14 protein-coding genes are annotated in these 17,370 nt (G+C 61.4%); 9 read left to right on the top strand and 5 right to left on the bottom strand.

Translation table 11 applies throughout. The features are described 5' to 3' along the window. Positions 1 to 125: 125 nt before the first annotated feature. Positions 126 to 1,028, bottom strand: a complete 903-nt coding sequence (locus WYH_RS04500) for a hypothetical protein (protein WP_046902883.1) — start codon at positions 1,026 to 1,028, stop codon at positions 126 to 128. A 154-nt stretch (positions 1,029 to 1,182) separates the two neighbouring features. Further along, positions 1,183 to 2,547: a M20/M25/M40 family metallo-hydrolase gene (locus WYH_RS04505; RefSeq protein WP_082347822.1), complete on the bottom strand. Its 1,365-nt coding sequence runs from the start codon at positions 2,545 to 2,547 to the stop codon at positions 1,183 to 1,185. 210 nt (positions 2,548 to 2,757) lie between these two features. Between WYH_RS04505 and ettA the strand changes: the two genes are divergently transcribed. Continuing rightward, positions 2,758 to 4,437, top strand: a complete 1,680-nt coding sequence (ettA, locus tag WYH_RS04510) for an energy-dependent translational throttle protein EttA (protein WP_046902884.1) — start codon at positions 2,758 to 2,760, stop codon at positions 4,435 to 4,437. A gap of 96 nt (positions 4,438 to 4,533) precedes the next feature. Next, complete coding sequence (locus tag WYH_RS04515; protein WP_046902885.1) at positions 4,534 to 4,800, top strand: acylphosphatase; 267 nt, start codon at positions 4,534 to 4,536, stop codon at positions 4,798 to 4,800. 9 nt (positions 4,801 to 4,809) lie between these two features. Here WYH_RS04515 and WYH_RS04520 read toward each other — a convergent pair whose 3' ends face one another. After that, positions 4,810 to 6,156 (bottom strand): chloride channel protein, encoded by a 1,347-nt coding sequence (locus WYH_RS04520; RefSeq protein ID WP_046902886.1) that lies wholly within the window; start codon positions 6,154 to 6,156, stop codon positions 4,810 to 4,812. Between the two features lie 226 nt (positions 6,157 to 6,382). Here WYH_RS04520 and WYH_RS16455 point away from each other — a divergent pair, with 226 nt between their 5' ends. Both WYH_RS16455 and WYH_RS04530 read left to right on the top strand, forming a co-directional pair. After that, positions 6,383 to 7,159 carry an RcnB family protein gene (locus WYH_RS16455; RefSeq protein WP_244877961.1) on the top strand — a complete coding sequence of 259 codons (777 nt, stop codon included), beginning with the start codon at positions 6,383 to 6,385 and terminating at the stop codon, positions 7,157 to 7,159. 130 nt (positions 7,160 to 7,289) lie between these two features. Beyond that, entirely contained in the window at positions 7,290 to 7,985 is a 696-nt protein-coding gene (locus tag WYH_RS04530) for a prolyl hydroxylase family protein (protein WP_244877962.1), read from the top strand. A gap of 45 nt (positions 7,986 to 8,030) precedes the next feature. Here WYH_RS04530 and WYH_RS04535 read toward each other — a convergent pair whose 3' ends face one another. Continuing rightward, positions 8,031 to 9,641 carry a lysine--tRNA ligase gene (locus WYH_RS04535; RefSeq protein WP_046904812.1) on the bottom strand — a complete coding sequence of 537 codons (1,611 nt, stop codon included), beginning with the start codon at positions 9,639 to 9,641 and terminating at the stop codon, positions 8,031 to 8,033. A 135-nt stretch (positions 9,642 to 9,776) separates the two neighbouring features. Here WYH_RS04535 and WYH_RS04540 point away from each other — a divergent pair, with 135 nt between their 5' ends. The 5 genes from WYH_RS04540 (at position 9,777) to WYH_RS04560 (ending at position 15,973) form a co-directional block, all read left to right on the top strand. Next, a complete protein-coding gene (locus WYH_RS04540; protein WP_046902888.1) occupies positions 9,777 to 10,652 on the top strand; it encodes a mechanosensitive ion channel family protein in 876 nt (291 codons plus the stop codon). Between the two features lie 83 nt (positions 10,653 to 10,735). Further along, on the top strand, positions 10,736 to 12,439 hold the full coding sequence (locus WYH_RS04545; RefSeq protein ID WP_046902889.1) for a MoaF N-terminal domain-containing protein: 1,704 nt from the start codon (positions 10,736 to 10,738) through the stop codon (positions 12,437 to 12,439). Beyond that, positions 12,436 to 12,933, top strand: a complete 498-nt coding sequence (locus tag WYH_RS04550) for a hypothetical protein (protein WP_046902890.1) — start codon at positions 12,436 to 12,438, stop codon at positions 12,931 to 12,933. Before WYH_RS04545 ends, WYH_RS04550 begins: the two co-directional genes overlap by 4 nt. A gap of 54 nt (positions 12,934 to 12,987) precedes the next feature. Then, positions 12,988 to 14,487 carry a tannase/feruloyl esterase family alpha/beta hydrolase gene (locus tag WYH_RS04555; RefSeq protein WP_156320066.1) on the top strand — a complete coding sequence of 500 codons (1,500 nt, stop codon included), beginning with the start codon at positions 12,988 to 12,990 and terminating at the stop codon, positions 14,485 to 14,487. Between the two features lie 64 nt (positions 14,488 to 14,551). After that, positions 14,552 to 15,973, top strand: a complete 1,422-nt coding sequence (locus WYH_RS04560; RefSeq protein ID WP_046902892.1) for an amidohydrolase family protein — start codon at positions 14,552 to 14,554, stop codon at positions 15,971 to 15,973. A gap of 65 nt (positions 15,974 to 16,038) precedes the next feature. Here WYH_RS04560 and WYH_RS04565 read toward each other — a convergent pair whose 3' ends face one another. Further along, the gene (locus WYH_RS04565) at positions 16,039 to 17,193 is read right to left on the bottom strand and encodes a hypothetical protein (RefSeq protein ID WP_046902893.1); all 1,155 of its coding nucleotides are present in this window, start codon (positions 17,191 to 17,193) and stop codon (positions 16,039 to 16,041) included. Between the last annotated feature and the right edge of the window lie 177 nt (positions 17,194 to 17,370).

The raw sequence follows: 17,370 nt of genomic DNA on the forward strand, positions 1-17,370 counted from the left end.
CTCCCGCGAAAATCTTTTTCCGTTGAGATGGGGCTAATGACCACAATTGACGTTTGCAAGCCCTTACATTTCCTTGCGCTGTGCAGCCTTTCCACTGGGTTGACTTGTGAGGTCAGTGATCCGGATCAGGCCCTGGCGAGGATCAAGCTCCAGGTGGTGCACAAATCCTCCGTAGTCTTGCTGGCGAAACGCGGAGGGAGGCTCCAGCCAGCGACCTCGGCCTTGCGCCCTTCCGCAACATAGGTGCGTGCATCCAGCACTTCGAACCCGGCTTCGGCCAGCAGGGCGAGATAATCGGAATGGCGCAGGCGATTGGTGTAATCCTGCGGGTGGATGCAGAGCAGTTTCCAGCTCGCTTCGGAATATTTGAGGAAATCGACAATCGACAAGGCGGAATCGTAATTCTTGCGGTGGTCGCTATTGTCGATACCGTTGCAGAAGATCGCACCATTCCGCATATTGTTGCGCAACATCTTGAAGATGCTGCCTAATATCTGCGGCGGGATATGCTCGAGCACGGTGTGACTATAGGCAATATCGAGTTTCTCCCCGATATTCCCCTCATCCATGGGTACCAGATAGGTAAAATCCAGCGCGGCCAGCATTTCGGGCAGATCCCCCTCGCGCGGGATGGCGAGCCTCCCCGCGATGCTGGCGGGATCGATGCCCAGAGCGGGGGCAATCGCATCCGCTTTGGAAATCACGAAATCCACTGCGGAAAGGACGGAAGGCCGGTTGAGAAGGCGATACTGGTCCGTCAGCACCACTTCCCGCGCCCCCGCCAGCCGATAGATCAGCGGCGCGACAGGCAGCCAGCCACTGCCGATCTCCAGCACGCGCGCGCCGGATACGGATGTGCCCGTTGTCCCGATGAATTCGATCTGTTCCAGTATGCCGCGCACCAGCGCTTCATGGTGGCCGGTCAGCGCCGGCGGCTTGAACGAATGCTTGATGCTGCGGATCCGGTTCTGGAACGGGACGAAGGATTTTACTGTATTGCAGGCAATCCTGGTCTGCCACTTCAGCATTCTTTGTCCTCGCCATTAATGACCGGGAGATCGGGCGTCGATATGCTGAGCTACAATAATTTGATGCAGCGCACCATGCACAGAAGGGGGCAGAACGAAAGGCCAGTCATGACTGGCCTTATTCGCTGACCGCCCTGCCCCGCAGCCATTTGTTCTATTCCGCCGGCTTGATCGACCCGGCCTCATTGGCAAGGATACCTACTACCTGGGTCCACACGGCCACGTTCTGGCGCAATTGGGCCGGATCCACCTTGTCCAGCGTATCGTCCGGGGTGTGATGCAGGTCGAAATACCGCGTGCCGTCCTGCTGCAGATCGATGATCGCGGTGCCCTGATCGCGGGCGATGCCGATATCCGCGCCGCCCGTCGCTACTGCCGTGGACGGTGCCACGCCAAAGCGGGCTACTGCCTCCGCCAGCCTGTTGTGCAGCCCCTCATTGCTCTCGGCAAAGTTGGTGTCGATCCGCCAGATCCGGTCCGCGCCGAAATCGCTTTCGATGGCGACGGCCACGGGTTCATCCCCATGCGCCCTGGCATAGGCTGCTCCACCAAAGACGCCAACTTCCTCCGCCCCGGCGAAAAGCAGCCGGATCGTACGCAGGGGCTGCCCGGTGGCGGCAACATTCTTCGCCGCGGCGGCAATGATGCCGCAGCCTGCGCCGTCATCGATGGCACCGGTGCCCAGATCCCAGCTATCGAGATGACATGCCAGCAGGACAGGCGGCAGCGAAACATCGCGGCCCGTGATTTCGGCCACCACATTACCGCTTTCCGTTTCGCCCACGACCTGCGGCGTCAGCACCAGCTTCATCCGCACCTGTTCGGCACGCTCCAGCATACGTTCGAGATTATCGGCATCGGGATTGCTGAGCGCCCCGGCGGGAATGGGCCGGGTGCCTTCGGGAAAATTCGTTCCGCCCGTATGCGGTGTGCGGTGATTATCCGTGCCGATAGAGCGGATCACGGTGGCGATGGCGCCCTTGCTCGCGGCGACAGCGGGGCCGGTCCAGCGCGCCGGGCCTGCAAAACTATATCCCGATCCATCCTGCGTCACGCGCATATCGTGCGTGATAAAGGCGATCTTCCCCTCCAGCGCCCCATCGGGCAAAGCCTGCAATGCGGCGTAGGACGGCAGGCCAACCACTTGGGCGGTAATTCCTTCCGGACCGGTCGATGCGCTGTTGCCAAGGGCGGTGATCGCCATGGGCTGCGGGAATGGTGAGACGATCTCCGCCTCTTCCTCTCGGCGCAGCCAGGTCTGCATCATATAGGGTTCGTTCGCGACATTGGCGAAGCCGTTGGCCTCCAACCAGGCCATTGCCCATTTGCGCCCGCGTGCTTCAGCCTCGGTTCCCGGCATTCGCGGGCCGACTTCGGTGGTGATCCCCTCAACGAAATCCCACGCCATCCTGTCCGCTTCCAGCGCCGTGTCGGCCTGTTCGGCAAGCCCTGCCGGCGCCTGGGCATGAAGAATGGCAGGCATGGCCAGAACGCCAACCGCGAAAGCGAATGATTTCATCGAATGTCCCCGAAGCAATTCCAGTGGCGGGAGAATGACCAGCCCCAACGCTCGGGGTCAATGGCCAGGGCGGCGCCCCAACCGTGAATCATCCGTATCTTTCGATCGCACCGCATCACCACAGATGTGCAAGCGCCTTGCCCATGCAGGAAGGAGAGCCTATCTGCCGGGCAAACTCCGGACACCACCAGATTACCTGCAAGGACGAGCATGGCCGCCCAATACGCATACGTCATGAAGAACATGACGAAGACCTTCCCCGGCGCACAGAAGCCGGTGCTGACCGATATCAACCTCCAGTTCTACCAGGGTGCCAAGATCGGCATCGTGGGCCCGAACGGCGCGGGTAAATCCACGCTGATGAAGATCATGGCGGGCATCGATACCGATTTCACCGGCGAAGCCTGGCCGGGCGAGAACATCACGGTCGGCTATCTGCCGCAGGAACCGGAACTGGACCCGACCAAGAACGTGCTGGAAAACGTCAAGGACGGCGCGCGCGAAATCGCCGACATGGTCGATCGCTTCAACGCGATCAGCGCCGAAATGGGCGATCCGCAGGATGACACCGATTTCGATGCCCTGATGGAAGAAATGGGCACGCTGCAGGAAAAGATCGACGCGGTCGATGGCTGGACGCTCGACAACCAGCTGGAAATCGCGATGGAGGCCCTGCGTTGCCCGCCTTCCGACTGGGAAGTGGCGAACCTTTCCGGCGGTGAAAAGCGCCGCGTCGCCCTCACCCGCCTGCTGATCCAGAAACCGTCCATCCTGCTGCTGGACGAACCGACCAACCATCTTGACGCCGAAAGCGTCGAATGGCTGGAAAACCACCTGAAGGAATATGCGGGCGCGGTGCTGATGATCACCCACGACCGCTACTTCCTGGACAATGTGGTGGGCTGGATCCTCGAACTCGATCGCGGGAAATACTTCCCCTACGAAGGCAATTACTCGACCTATCTGGAAAAGAAGGCCAAGCGCCTGGCCCAGGAAGAACGCGAGGAAAGCGGCCGTTCCAAGGCGCTGCGCGAAGAGCTGGAATGGATCCGGCAGACGCCCAGTGCCCGCCAGACCAAGAGCAAGGCCCGTATCCGCAAGTTCGAACAATTGCAGGAGGCACAGTCCGACCGCAGGCCGGGCAAGGCGCAGATCGTCATCCAGGTGCCCGAACGCCTGGGCGGCAAGGTGATCGAAGCCAAGAACATCTCCAAGGCCTATGGCGACAAATTGCTGTTCGAAAACCTGTCCTTCATGCTGCCGCCGGGTGGCATTGTGGGTGTGATCGGGCCGAACGGCGCGGGTAAATCCACCCTGTTCAAGATCATCACCGGCAAGGAAACGCCCGATGAAGGCGAAATCCAGATCGGCGAAACCGTGCGGCTGGGCTATGTCGACCAGAGCCGTGACCATCTCGATCCCAAGCACAATGTCTGGGAAGAGATTTCCGACGGGCTCGATTACATGAAGGTCAATGGCCACGACATGTCGACGCGGGCCTATGTCGGCGCCTTCAACTTCAAGGGGCAGGACCAGCAGAAGAATGTCGGCAAGCTGTCCGGCGGTGAACGCAACCGCGTGCACATGGCCAAGATGCTGAAGCAGGGCGGCAACGTGCTGCTGCTGGACGAACCGACCAACGATCTCGACGTGGAAACCCTCTCTGCGCTGGAAGACGCGATCGAGAATTTCGCCGGTTGTGCCGTGGTCATCTCGCATGACCGCTTCTTCCTGGACCGGCTGGCCACGCATATCCTGGCATTCGAAGGCGATAGCCATGTCGAATGGTTCGAAGGCAATTTCGCCGCTTACGAGGAAGACCGCCGCCGCCGCCTTGGCGATGCGGCCGATCGTCCGACCCGCCTCGCCTACAAGAAGCTGACGCGGTAATTTGCATCGCGGGACGAGCCGTGGCGCGGACAGTCTGCGAAAGCGACTGCCCCGCCGCGGCTTGAAATGCGTGAATGGCGGACACATCCTGAAAGGATGACTGCAATCCGCCTTTCCATCCACGGCCGCGTACAGGGCGTTTTCTACCGCGACTGGACGGTGCGCAATGCGCGCGAACTCGGGCTTGGTGGCTGGGTCCGCAATTGTCCGGACGGCACCGTGGCCGCCCATCTGCAAGGGGAAGAGGCTGCCGTTCGGACCATGATCGCGCGGATGCGATCCGGCCCCGCCGCACGAGTGGACCGCATCGAACAGCAAGCCGCCATGCCCGACGCGGACATCTCCAGCTTTCAGAGACGCTGAAAAACGCGCTCAGCCGGCCGGCTTGCCCCCCGCCTTGCCCTCATCATCCTTGCCGTCGTCCTTCGGCATGAAGTTCCGCGCCAGCACGTGATAGAGCCGTTCCCGGCAGATCTGGCTCCCCGCCCAGTCGCCAATCAGGGCCGTGGCGAATAGCGGCAGGATAATCGTGGTGCTGCCGGTCGCTTCGCTGAGGATGATGACCGCCGTGAGCGGCGTGCGGACAACGCCGACGAAATAGCCGGCCATTCCCAGCAATACGACCGCGCCCGCTTGCTCCGCCGGGAACAGCGGCGCCATCAGATTGCCGAAGCCCGCGCCGACCGCCAGCGAGGGGGCGAAGATCCCGCCGGGAATTCCGCTTATCGCAGTCGCCAGTGTGGCGATAAATTTGGCCGGACCGAATTCCATCGGCATTTCCGAACCACGCAGCAGCGTGACCGAAGAATCATAACCCGTCCCCCAGGTGGAGCCATTGGTCATCACCCCCAGCACGGCCACGATCACGCCGCAAACCAGCGCCAGCAATAGCGGGCGGCGAGTGGCAATTGCGCTCCACCGCCCTTCCGGCGAGCGGAAGGAAAGCAACAGGCGCGAAAACAGGCCGCCCAGCGCACCACCCAGCAACCCGGCGATGGGAGCCACTATCAACATGGTCTGGAGCGGAATGTCGGAGGATACGGCGCCAAAATAAATGTAATTGCCCGCAAGCCCCTGCGCCATCAGGCCGGAGATCATGACGGCGCCCATCACCAGCACCGCGACGCGCTGTTCATAGGCGACAGCAAGTTCTTCAATAGCGAAGGCGATCCCGGCCAGCGGCGTGTTGAAAGCCGCCGCCACACCGGCTGCGCCGCCTGCGATGAAGACGCCGGGCGTATGCGGCACGCGCAGCAATTTATGCATTCGCAGCATGATTGCAGCGCTGATTTGCACGGTCGGCCCTTCACGCCCGACCGACGCGCCGCCAAGGAGAGAACCCAAGGCCAGGAACAGCTTGGCAAAGGCCACTCTCAGCGAAATCAGTTTCCGCCCCAGCGGATGCTGCGGATAGCGGCTGGCGGCGATGACTTGCGGAATGCCCGAACTCGCCGCTTCCGGTACATATCGCCTGGTAATCGCGATCAGGGTTACGAAAACCAGCGGAGTGAGCAGCAGGGGCAGAAGCGGCAGGCGACCTTCGACATGATCGAACAGCCGCTGCACCGCTTCACCCAGATAGGCGAACAGCACCGCCACCGCGCCGACCAGCAACGCTCCGCTCAATGTGGCAAACCGCCTTCGCCACTGGGAAACCTCGAGCAGTTCGGAATCGGCGAATCGCTCCAGCTCTCGTGAAATGCGGCGCAAAAATGGCATGCAGGTTCCCTAGCCACACTCGGCCATATGTCCACAACGGCCCGGCTGCTTGCGCGACCAACCGGGGCATCCGTTCATCTTGGTTGATGGAAATATGAACATTAAGCTATATAGCTGGTTCAGTTAACGTGCAGGGCGGCCGGCGTAATCCCGACCCATCGCAATCGCCGCACCCACTCGGCGGCACTGACGCAAGGGAGATGCCGCAGTGCAACTTGGAAAGTTTTTGAAAAACAGTGGCTTTGTGGCGCTTGCCGTGGCCCTGTCCATGCCCGCAATCGCCGGAGAGGCCGCGGCCGCCGCCGATAACCAGTGGCGCAACAAGGGCGAACGTGCACTTCAACACCAGCGCAACAATGAATCTGCGCGTTCCAACCGCGATCGTGCCCCACGCATGTCGGACAATCGCGGCGGAAACGAAAATGGCCGTGTCGAACGCCGTAATGATCGCAATGCGGACCGCGGCAATCGCGAACCGGATCGCAGGGAGACACGCTCCCGCGATCGGACCAGTGACAACCGGCGTGACTATGACCGCGACCGCACGACATGGCGCGATAATGACCGCAACCGGTCCTATCGGGACAATGACCGGAACCGTTCCTATACCGACCGGGATCGTAATCGCAGCTATCGCGACAATGATCGCCGCTGGAACGACAACCGCCGCCAGACCGTAAGGCGCGATCACCGCGATTGGGACCGCCGCTGGCGCAACAATAATCGTTATGACTGGCAGCGTTATCGCCGTGCTAATCGCAGCGTGTTCAGCCTGGGCTTCTATTATTCGCCCTATCGGAATTATTCCTATCGCCGGCTTGGCACCGGGTTCCGTCTCGACTCGCTGTTCTATTCCAGCCGGTACTGGATCAACGATCCGTGGCGCTATCGCCTGCCTGCGGTTTACGGCCCCTATCGCTGGGTCCGCTATTACGACGATGTGCTGCTGGTAGATATTTATGACGGCCGCGTGGTCGACGTGATTTACGACTTCTTCTGGTAATCCTGTCCCCTTCTGTCGGTAGAGTGGCCCGGCAGATCTAGCCTCCGGCTGTACGCAGCCGGAGGCTTTTTGCGTCCGAACCGTTCCGTTCCCGGGATCGACGGGCTTGCATGGGTGGCAAGGCGATGGAATGAATTCGCCCATGAGCACGTTGCAATATACCGCCGATTTTTCCGCCCCGGATCAGGCGCGGCTGGCCCGGATCGGGCGCAAGGCGCGGGAACGGCTGACTGCCATCCCCGAATGCTACAAGCTGCCGACGGACAAGGCGGAAATCTATGCCATCGGAAATTTCGTGTCGGACGAGGAATGCGGCCGCCTGATCGCCATGGTGGATGCCGTGGCAAAGCCCAGCCGCGCCTTCGATATCGATTACGCTTCCGGCTATCGCACGTCCTATTCCGGCGATCCCGATCCCAATGATCCCTTCATCCGCCGGATCCAGCGCCGCATCGACGATCTGCTGGGCATCGAACCGCGCAATGGCGAAACCATTCAGGGCCAGCGTTATCTGCCCGGCCAGCAATTCCAGGCGCATACGGACTGGTTTCCGCCCAATACGCCCTATTGGGAACAGGAGAAGGAACGGGGCGGCCAGCGCGCCTATACGGCGATGATCTTCCTCAACGATGTGGAAGAAGGCGGCCACACCAATTTTACCGAGCTGGGCCTGTCGATCGAACCGAAAAAGGGCGTGTTGCTGGCCTGGAACAATGCCGATGAACGCGGCGTGCCCAATCCCTGGACCATCCATGCTGGAATGCCGGTGGTCAAAGGCGAGAAATACATCCTCACCAAATGGTATCGCGCACGCCGCTGGTACTAGGCCGCGCCCTGGCCCGCACCGGCGAGACCGTGCTTCTGCAACGGGTCAGGCGCGGGCCAGTGCTTCGGCAATCAGCCTGCGCGAATTGGCCACGCCGTACAGCGCGATGAAGCTGCCCATGCGCGGGCCCTGTGAACTGCCGAGAAGCGTTTCGTACAGGGCACGGAACCAGTCGCGCAGATTTTCGAAGCCGAATTCTTCCTGCTTGCCGATCTCATAGACGGATGTCTGCAAGTCTTCAGCGGGCGTATCTTCGGCCGCATCGGCCAGAACCGCGTCGAGCGCGCGCAATGCCGCCGCCTCGTTCTCTGCCGGGGCGCGCTTCTGCAGCGTGGGTGCCACGAAATCACGATTATAAGCCAACGCGCAATCCACCAGAACATTCAGGTTCGGATGGCGGTCAGGATCGGCATCGTGGATGTAATTGCCCAGATAGGACCAGACCTGTTCATGGCTGGCTTCCGCGCCCAGAACGCTGACGAGGTTGAGCAGCAGGCCATAGGTGACAGGCAGTGTTTCCCCTGCCCCGTCCGGATTCCCTTCCGCATTGAGCAAGTGCCAGGCCGGATTGCCCAATTGCTTGTCCAGATCCTGTCCGGGAATCCGTTCGCGGAACTGCCAATATTCATCCACCGCACGGGGGATGACGCCGACATGCAGCTGCTTGGCGCTCTTCGGCTCGCGGAACAGATAGAAGGACAGGCTTTCCTCGCTGCCATAGGTCAGCCATTCCTCGATCGTCAGGCCATTGCCCTTCGACTTGGAAATCTTCTCCCCATTCTGGTCGAGGAACAATTCGTAGATCAGGCCCTCCGGCCGGCGGCCGCCCAGCGCCTTCACGATCCGGCCGGACTGGGTGCCGCTATCGGTCAGATCCTTGCCATACATCTCGTAATCGACGCCCAGGGCGTACCAGCGCATCGCCCAGTCGACTTTCCATTGCAGCTTGGCCCCACCGCCGAAAATGCAGTGTTCAACCGTTTCACCTTCATCCTGGAAACGGACCATGCCGGCATCGGCATCCACCACTTCGACCGGCACCTGCAACACGATGCCGCTTTTCCCACTGATCGGCAGTACGGGGGAATATGTCTGGCGCCGTTCCTCCCGCAGGGTCGGCAGCATGATATCCATGATCGCATCGTAATGGCGCAGCACATTGGCCAGCGCATCGTCGAAACCGCCGGAATTATAGCGGTCCGATGCAGCGATGAATTCATATTCGAAGCCGAAGCGGTCAAGGAATTCGCGCAGCTTCGCATTGTTGTGATGGGCGAAGCTTTCATACTTGCCGAACGGGTCCGGAATCCGGCTCAACGGCTTGCCCAGATTGGCCTGGAGAAGATCCTGATTCGGGACATTGTCGGGCACCTTGCGCAACCCGTCCATATCGTCGCTGAAGGCAACCAGCCGCGTCGGCGCAGGCGCCCCGCCCTTCGCGGCCACGATTTCATAGGCCTTGCGCACCAATGTCGTGCGGAGCACTTCCTGGAAGGTGCCGATATGCGGCAGGCCCGATGGGCCATAGCCTGTTTCAAACAGCACCGGTTCCCCACCCGGCTTGCCATCGGGGAAGCGCTTGGCGATTTTCATCGCCTCCTGGAACGGCCAGGCTTTGGACACGCGGGCGGCGGAGATAAGCGCTTCGTCAATCATGGTGCCGCGCCTTTCGCGGATGCCGCGGTTGGTTGCAAGTGCCGAAGCTGGCATGGGGCCAGCCGCCCCGGTTTCGGGCGGTTCGGAACGGTCCGGCCCATTTCCGGTTGGTGAGGAGAAAAACGGGAGTTACCCTTGGATTATATCGCCATTCTTCGTGAACAGGTGGAGGGCATGTGGGCGGCCTCCATCGCATTATTGCCGAATATCGCCATTGCCCTGATCATCCTCTTCATCACCTGGCTGGTGAGCAAATTCGCCGTCGGCATCGCCCAGCGTATCGTCGGCAAGACGCAGATGCGTGAAAGCCTGCGCCGGCTGGTCGAAACGCTGACACGGGTCGGCATCTGGGTTTTCGGCCTGCTGGCGGCTGCCGCTGTCGTCATTCCGGGCTTCACCCCGGCGGGGCTGATTGCCGGGCTGGGAATTGGCGCAGTTGCCATCGGCTTCGCCTTTCAGGACATTTTCGAAAATTTCTTCGCCGGCGTGCTGATCATGCTGCGCGAAAAGATGCAGATCGGCGATTACATCGAGGCGGAGGGGATCGACGGCAATGTGGAGAAGATCACTCTGCGTGAAACCCATATCCGCCAGTTTTCGGGCGAGCTGACGATCCTGCCCAATTCCATGATCTTCAAGAACCCCGTGAAAATCTTCACCGACATGCCGGAACGGCGGTTCGATATCACGGTCGGCGTTTCCTATGACAGCGATCTGGAGAAATCGGAGGCCGTAATCCGCAAGGCGGTGGAATCGGTGGAAACGATCGCCAAGGATCGCGGGGCGGAAGTCTATGCCGTGGAATTCGGCGCCAGTTCGATCGATTTCCTGGTCCGCTGGTGGGTCGATACCAAGAACCAGAACCTGTTTGCGGTGAAGCAGGAAGTCATCTTCGCCGTGAAGAAGGCACTGGATGAAGCGGAGATAGAAATTCCGTTTCCCTATGTTACCCACACTTTCAAGGAAACGGTGCCCCTGCCCCGCCGTTCGGCAGGATCGGCCGAAGTCTAGGACAGTTTATTACACCTCCCCCTCTTTGCGCCAGGCGGCCCCTGTGGCAATCTGGCGCAAAATAAAAGATGGGGGAGAGAAACATGGCCCGACAGGCCTATCCGGACGTGCCGTTATTTCGGTACGACTACACCGATCTGGACAAGGCCCGGATCGCGCAGGCACTTGCCGCCCCGGCGCAGGCTGGCCCTGCCAGCAGGAGCGAACTGGACGACAGGCTCGCCGGGACAACTCTTACCATAATCACCGAAGATGCCGGCCCGCTGAGCTGGCAATTCAGGCCGGGGCGCCGGCTGGCCTTTGACGGCAAGGAATGTGGATATGGCGCGCTGGCCCTGGGCCATGTGACGCTGATCGCCCATCTGGTGCCGGGCACGACCACCGGCTTTGCCATTGCTTGGGACCGGGACAACGGCCTGGCCACGGTCTTCGAACTCTGGTTCGGAGACGGACCGGCCCCTGTGGCGCGCGAGGTGAACCGGGCAATCCATTTTGGCAAGGTCGAAAACACGCCCGCCACACAGGACAGGCACCAGCCGACCGCCCGCGTGGAAGGCCGCGCCCTTTCCTGGACGGAGGACACCGGCAACCGTACGATCGATTATTACCCATCCGCCATGTATTCGCATTGGGTGGAGCTGGACCGGCTGAATGAAGGACGCGGCTATTCCGCCCCTTCGGACTACATACAGCTGACCGAGGATATCTACGCCTATACGCGGACCGAGTCCGAGTTTTCGGGCCTGTGGCATATGTATCTGATGGATATGAACCGGCTGGAATCGGTCGGCTTGCGGCTCGGCTTCAACGGCGCGGACGAGCTGGAATATTACATGTTCCGGGGCACGGGCGAATGGCTGGGCCAGATCGCCCGGTTCGAGGAATTCGGCGATGTAAGCGGCGATCCGATCAAGATCGAAAACGGCAAGAAGGGCGAAAGGCGGATCTATCGCCCGCTGCAGACAATGCCCAGGATGACGCCCGAACAGGTTGCCGCCGCAGTTGCCCGGGGGCCGAAGATATTCGACGGTCCCAGTATCATGGCCGGGAACGGCCTGCCGCCGAGCAAGGCCATGGCAGGGCGGAATTTCACGGTGCGCTATGATGCCGGGCCGGTCATGGAATACCGGATCACCGGCCCGGACAGGCTGGAATGGCGCAAGGACGGTTCCGGCGGATGGACCGGGGCCCGATATAATGCGTGGGAAACCATGCCCGGCGTCTTCATCTTCGGACATTTCCTGGAAGGGTCGAAGGATCATGACGGCCATATTGTCGTCGCCGATTTCGAAAGTGGCATGGCCACCTGCTTCCACGGCTATCTGAACACGCCCTTCTTCGCGAATGAAGCGGGCGCGGAAACCTGGTTCGGCAAGCTGGAGGGTGCGGAAGTTCCCGATCCGGGCGGCAAGCGGCACGAACGGACGATGGACATGATCGGCCGTGCCTTCACCTGGAACTATTCCCCCGGCCTGACCTCCATGCATGTCTATTCCACGCCCAATACGGTCAGCTGGGTAATCTTCACCCCGGATGGCCATGGCGGCACGGAATGGAGCGGCACGGGCGATTTCATCAAGATCCGCGACCAGCTCTATTTCTGCCGCTGGCAGGAAGAGGCCTGCAACGGCACGCTGGGCACCATCCTCATCAACATGCGCACCATGCATGACAGCGGCATCGGCTATCATTGCGGCGAGGAAGGTCTGTCCATCAGCGCGATAGGCGCCTTTGCGCGCCATGCCGGCAAGATCGATGTCGACAAGTTCTTCGGAGGCAAGGCATGAGCAAGGACAGGATTTCCACCGATCGCCGCGCATTCCTCAAGACTGGCGCATTGATTGCCACGCCGATTGCCGCCGTTACTCCGGTGGCGGCGCTGGCCGATGATGGGACCAGGGCCCGGCTCGCAAGGATGGAGGATGAACGCGCCATCGGGCAAATCCACCGGGCAGCCCTGCGGAGCCTGAATGCAAGCGGCGATTGCGGCAGGTTTGCCGCCTGCGCGGATGCAATCAGGATCGATCCGCATATGCGCGCGATCACGGAAGATCAGGCGGCAGAGCCGGAACTGACCATCGCGGAAGATGGGCTGAAGGCCCGCTATCGTTCCACTTGCCAGGTAGAGGTGGAAACCGAATTCACCGGCCATTCCACCCTTGAACGGATGGCCCGCTTCCAGGGTCAGGGATTCCACCGGCATGTTGAGCGCAAGAGGCTGGAAGCCGATTATGTGAAGAAAGCCGAAGGTTGGCAGATCGCAAGCCTGCGTCTTGCCTGATCACCCTTGATCCATGCCTTCGTTTCGCAATTCAATTGGGGAGAATTTGATACAATGAGAATGAAGATTGCTGCTGCGGTCGGGCTTGCAGCGCTTGCCGCCGGCTGCGCCTCCAATGAAGGGGAAGCCGGCACCAGCATCACCCTGGCAGGGGCCGAAGCATGTTCGGCCGACCAGATCGGATCGCTCGACGGCGAAACGAAATGGGTGGAAGCGGCAGAAGGTCTTCCCGCCTATTGCGAAGTCACCGCCACGCTGCACCCGGCAGAAGGGTCCGATATCGGTGTCGTCTATCGCCTGCCGGAAAGCTGGAACGGCAAGATCCTGGGCATTGGCGGCGGCGGCTGGGCCGGAAATGTCACGTTGATGGCCGCCAGCGAAGGGCTGAAAAAAGGTTATGCCACCTTGCAGACAGATGGCGGCAATGCCGGGACCGATGTGTGGAACAATGGCTGGATCGCCGAAAATCCCGAAGCGGCAAAGGATTTCAGCTACCGCGCGATCCACGAACTGACCGTGGCGGGCAAGCAGCTGGTCGAAGCAGTTTATGGCCAAAAACAGGATCGCGCCTATTTCCAGGGCTGTTCCACCGGCGGACGCATGGCGTTGATGGAAGCGCAGCGTTTCCCGGATGATTATGACGCGATCAGTGCCGGCGCGCCGGTCTATTCATTGCAGGTGCAAACCAGCGCCGTTTTGCGCAACAATACATTCGCCCGCAATAATGGTGGCTTCAGCGCGGAAGATCTGCAACTCGCCAATAATGCCGCCCTCGCCGCCTGCGACAGCGCCGATGGCGTGGAAGACGGCATCATCAACGATCCGCGCCAGTGCAGCTGGGATCCGGCCGAATTGCAATGCGATGGCGCCAAGACCGATAGCTGCCTTGCCCCGGCGCAGGTGACTGCGCTCAAGACAATCTATGAAGGCATCAGGACGCCGGAAGATGAATGGGCGATGTTCCCCATGAGCAAGGGCGGCGAAACGGGCTGGAGCCTGTTTGTCGGCACCGAAGGCACGGGCGAAGATGCCACCGGCGGCGGCGGGCTCAAGAATCTGGAACCGCTGCTGTTTGGCGGCCGCTCGGTCGATTTCGCCACGCTCTCAGCGGAAAAGGACGTGCCCGAACTGCGCAGCAGCGATTTCGCCAGGATGTATGAGGCAACCGATCCGGATCTTTCCGCCTTCTTCGCCAATGGCGGCAAGCTGATCCTGTGGCATGGTGAAAACGATCCGGGTCCGAGCCCGGTCGGCGCCAATGATTATGCCAGGGCCGTTCTGAACACGGCGGAAGGCGCATCGGACAATATGCGCTACTTCCTGTTGCCCGGCGTCGAACATTGCGCCGGGGGACCGGGCGCCGACATGATCGAATGGCTGGACACGCTGGACGACTGGGCCAGCGGCGGCGAAGCGCCGGAACGGGTGATCGGGACCAAGCGCGACGGATCGTTGACCCGTCCGCATTGCGCATGGCCCAATGTCGCCGAATACAAGGGCGAAGGCGAAGCGAACGATCCGGCCAATTGGCAATGCGTGGCGCGTAAGAGCTAGAGGCTTGCCTCCTCCGACCCCGGCGGGCAATCAGGTCCGGGGTCGGAACAGGAGGGAACGGAACTTGGCTCGACATCTGATTGCTACCGCACTGACTTGTTGCGCCGCGCTGGCTTCCGGGCCGGCCTTCGCGGCACAGTCTCTGGTGCTGGACCATGTTCGCATGGTGGACCTTGCCGGGCAGGAACCGGCGATTGGATCTGACCGGACGCTGGTCATCACTGATGGCCATATCGTCTATGCGGGCGATGCGGACCGTGCCCCCTCCCCCGAGGATGCAAGGCGGATCGACGCCAGCGGGCTGACGCTGATGCCCGGCCTGGTGGACATGCATGTCCATGTCTGGGACGAGGCGGCTCTGGGCGCCTATCTGGCCCATGGCGTCACCACTATTCGCAACATGTCGGGGATGCCGTTCCATCTCGATATGCAGCGCCGGATCGAAAGCGGGGAATTGGCCGGCCCGCGGCTCATGACAACGGGGCCCATCCTGAACAGCGCAGGCCCCAATGCGCAGATCAATCATCAATTGGTGGAAGATGCCGCATCCGCCCGCGAAGCGGTCCGCTGGCAGCATGAAGCGGGCTTTCGCCATCTGAAGCTCTATTCTAACCTCCGGCGCGATGCCTTCCACGCCGTGGTGGACCAAGCCGGAAAACTGGGCATGACCATGACCGGCCATACGCCCGAGGGCGAGCGATTGGCGGGCATCCCCGCAGAACGCGATTTCGTCATCCCGTTCGACGAGGTGCTGGCCGCCGGATTCACCACGATCGAACATAATGAATCCATTCTGTGGCACGGTTTGCACGACCGGCAGGATCCCGTTGGCGCCCGGGAACTCGCGGGGCGCATTGCCGCGGCAGGGGTGCCGGTAACCCCCACATTGGTCGCCTATCGCAACCTCATCCACGTGGCGGAAACCAATGGCGCCTATGCCCAGCGGCCCGGCACCGAATGGATGAACCCGGTCCTCCGCCCGATAGAGGCTGACAATGTCGCCAGCTGGGCCATGCGCGATGCAGCGCCCTATGCGGACTCGATCCGCTTTCTCGGCACGATGGCGGCCATGATGCAGGATGCCGGCGTCATGCTGGTGACCGGCAGCGATGCCGGGATCTTCGTCAATCCTCCGGGACTATCGCTGATTGACGAGATGACCCTGCTGGCGGAAGCGGGCCTGACCCCGGCACAGGTTCTGAAGGCTGCCACTGCCAATCCCGCGATTGTTCTGGGCGAAGCCGGATTGGCCGGATGCCTGGAAGAAGGGTGCCGTGCCGATCTCGTTCTATATGATTGCGATCCTCTGGCCGAAATCGCCTGCACCGCCAAACCGCAGGCCGTTATTCGCAATGGCGAATATCTGGATCGGGCCGCGCTGGACGCCATGCTGGATGCCGCCACCAGGCAGGATCCGCAGCGCACGATGCGCAACCTAGCGGAAGGGATGACTGCGCAGGGATCCGAACTCCCGCCGGGCTTCTAGATTTACGCAAAAAAGGAGGGGCGGCCCAGGGAGGGAGGCCGCCCCTCTATCGACTGCCGGCGGGATCAGGCGGCAGCGCTCCCGCCATGGCGGGCAAGTGCCGGCCAGTTGCGCGAATATTGGCTCAGGTCGATCCACGGGGCGCGCGTCTCGAAACTGCGATCCAGCGATTGCAGGATCAGCCGGGCGCGGCGGCGGCGGGCCTTTGGCGAGGTAAAGGGGTTGGCCCTGTCCGGCCTGGCAGCGATCATTCGCTTGATCAGCGCGTCACGCTCTTCGAAGCTGGCGGGCATTGTCCGGGGCAAGGCAATTGCAGCACCGGCATTGGCCAGCCCACCACTATTGGCACGAGCACTATCGGCACGGGGCGCAGCGCTGGCCGTGACGGGCTTGAGCGCAGCAGGCTGGGCCCATTCGCGAATATCGCGCTCCGGCTCTTCATCCGCAACGGGCTGCACCGGGGTAGCAACGGGCTGAACCGGCTCCGGCCGCGTCTGCTTCACGCCGCTATCCACCGCCATCTTGTGGATCTTGCGGCGGCGGCTGCGCTGCAGCGCGGTAACGCCCCAGACGCCGACCCCCAAGGCCAGCAGCAAGCCAAGAATGGTAACCAGCGCTTCGTCGCTCACACCCTCATCGGCAGCAGCGACAGGTTCGGCCGCAACTGGTTCATCGGCAGCTGCCAGCGGAGCGATATCCACCGCACCTTCGCCAACGCCTTCTTCGGTTCCATCGGCACCGGTGGCTTCGGTCGGGGCAGCTACTTCGCTGGCGGCGGATTGCCGTACGACCGGCTGAGCGGCGGTTTCCTCTGCCGGACTTGGTTCTGCAACGGGTTCAGGCGCAGCTTCTGCAACAGGTTCAGGAGCCGGTTCGGGCTCAGGCGCAGCAATGGGGACCGGCGAAGTCACGCTTTCCGGCACAACGATGGCCGGTTCGGTCTGGACAGGCTGCTGCGGCACGTTTGCTGGCGGGGTGACGCCCGGCGCAATGCCACTGGTCAGCGGGCTGACCACGCCCGTATTCGAATTAGGCGGGGTCGTTATCGAACCCGGACCACTGATCGATTCCGGCTGGTCGATTGGAGGAGGTCCCGCCGTTTCGGCCGGTGCTTCGACTGGTGCTGAGGCCTCCTGCGCAAGGAGCGGGGTTGCAGTAAGCGCCAGGACCGCGGCGATCGCGGTGCCGGTGCTGCGGACAGTGTGCGGTTTCGTTTGCATAGTGCATAAAAAATCCGCGTTAACGAAATTGCGTTCCCTGAATGCGCGTTCAGAAAAATCCCAACCCGTTGTTTTTTCGATATATTAATGTGTCGAAAATGCGGCAGTCTGATGAGCCGCCGGGACAAACCGTTTAGTTTGCAACGACCTGATCAGCCCCTCGTTTACTTTTCGTTC

This window comes from Croceibacterium atlanticum, from assembly GCF_001008165.2.
GTDB lineage: Bacteria > Pseudomonadota > Alphaproteobacteria > Sphingomonadales > Sphingomonadaceae > Croceibacterium_C > Croceibacterium_C atlanticum.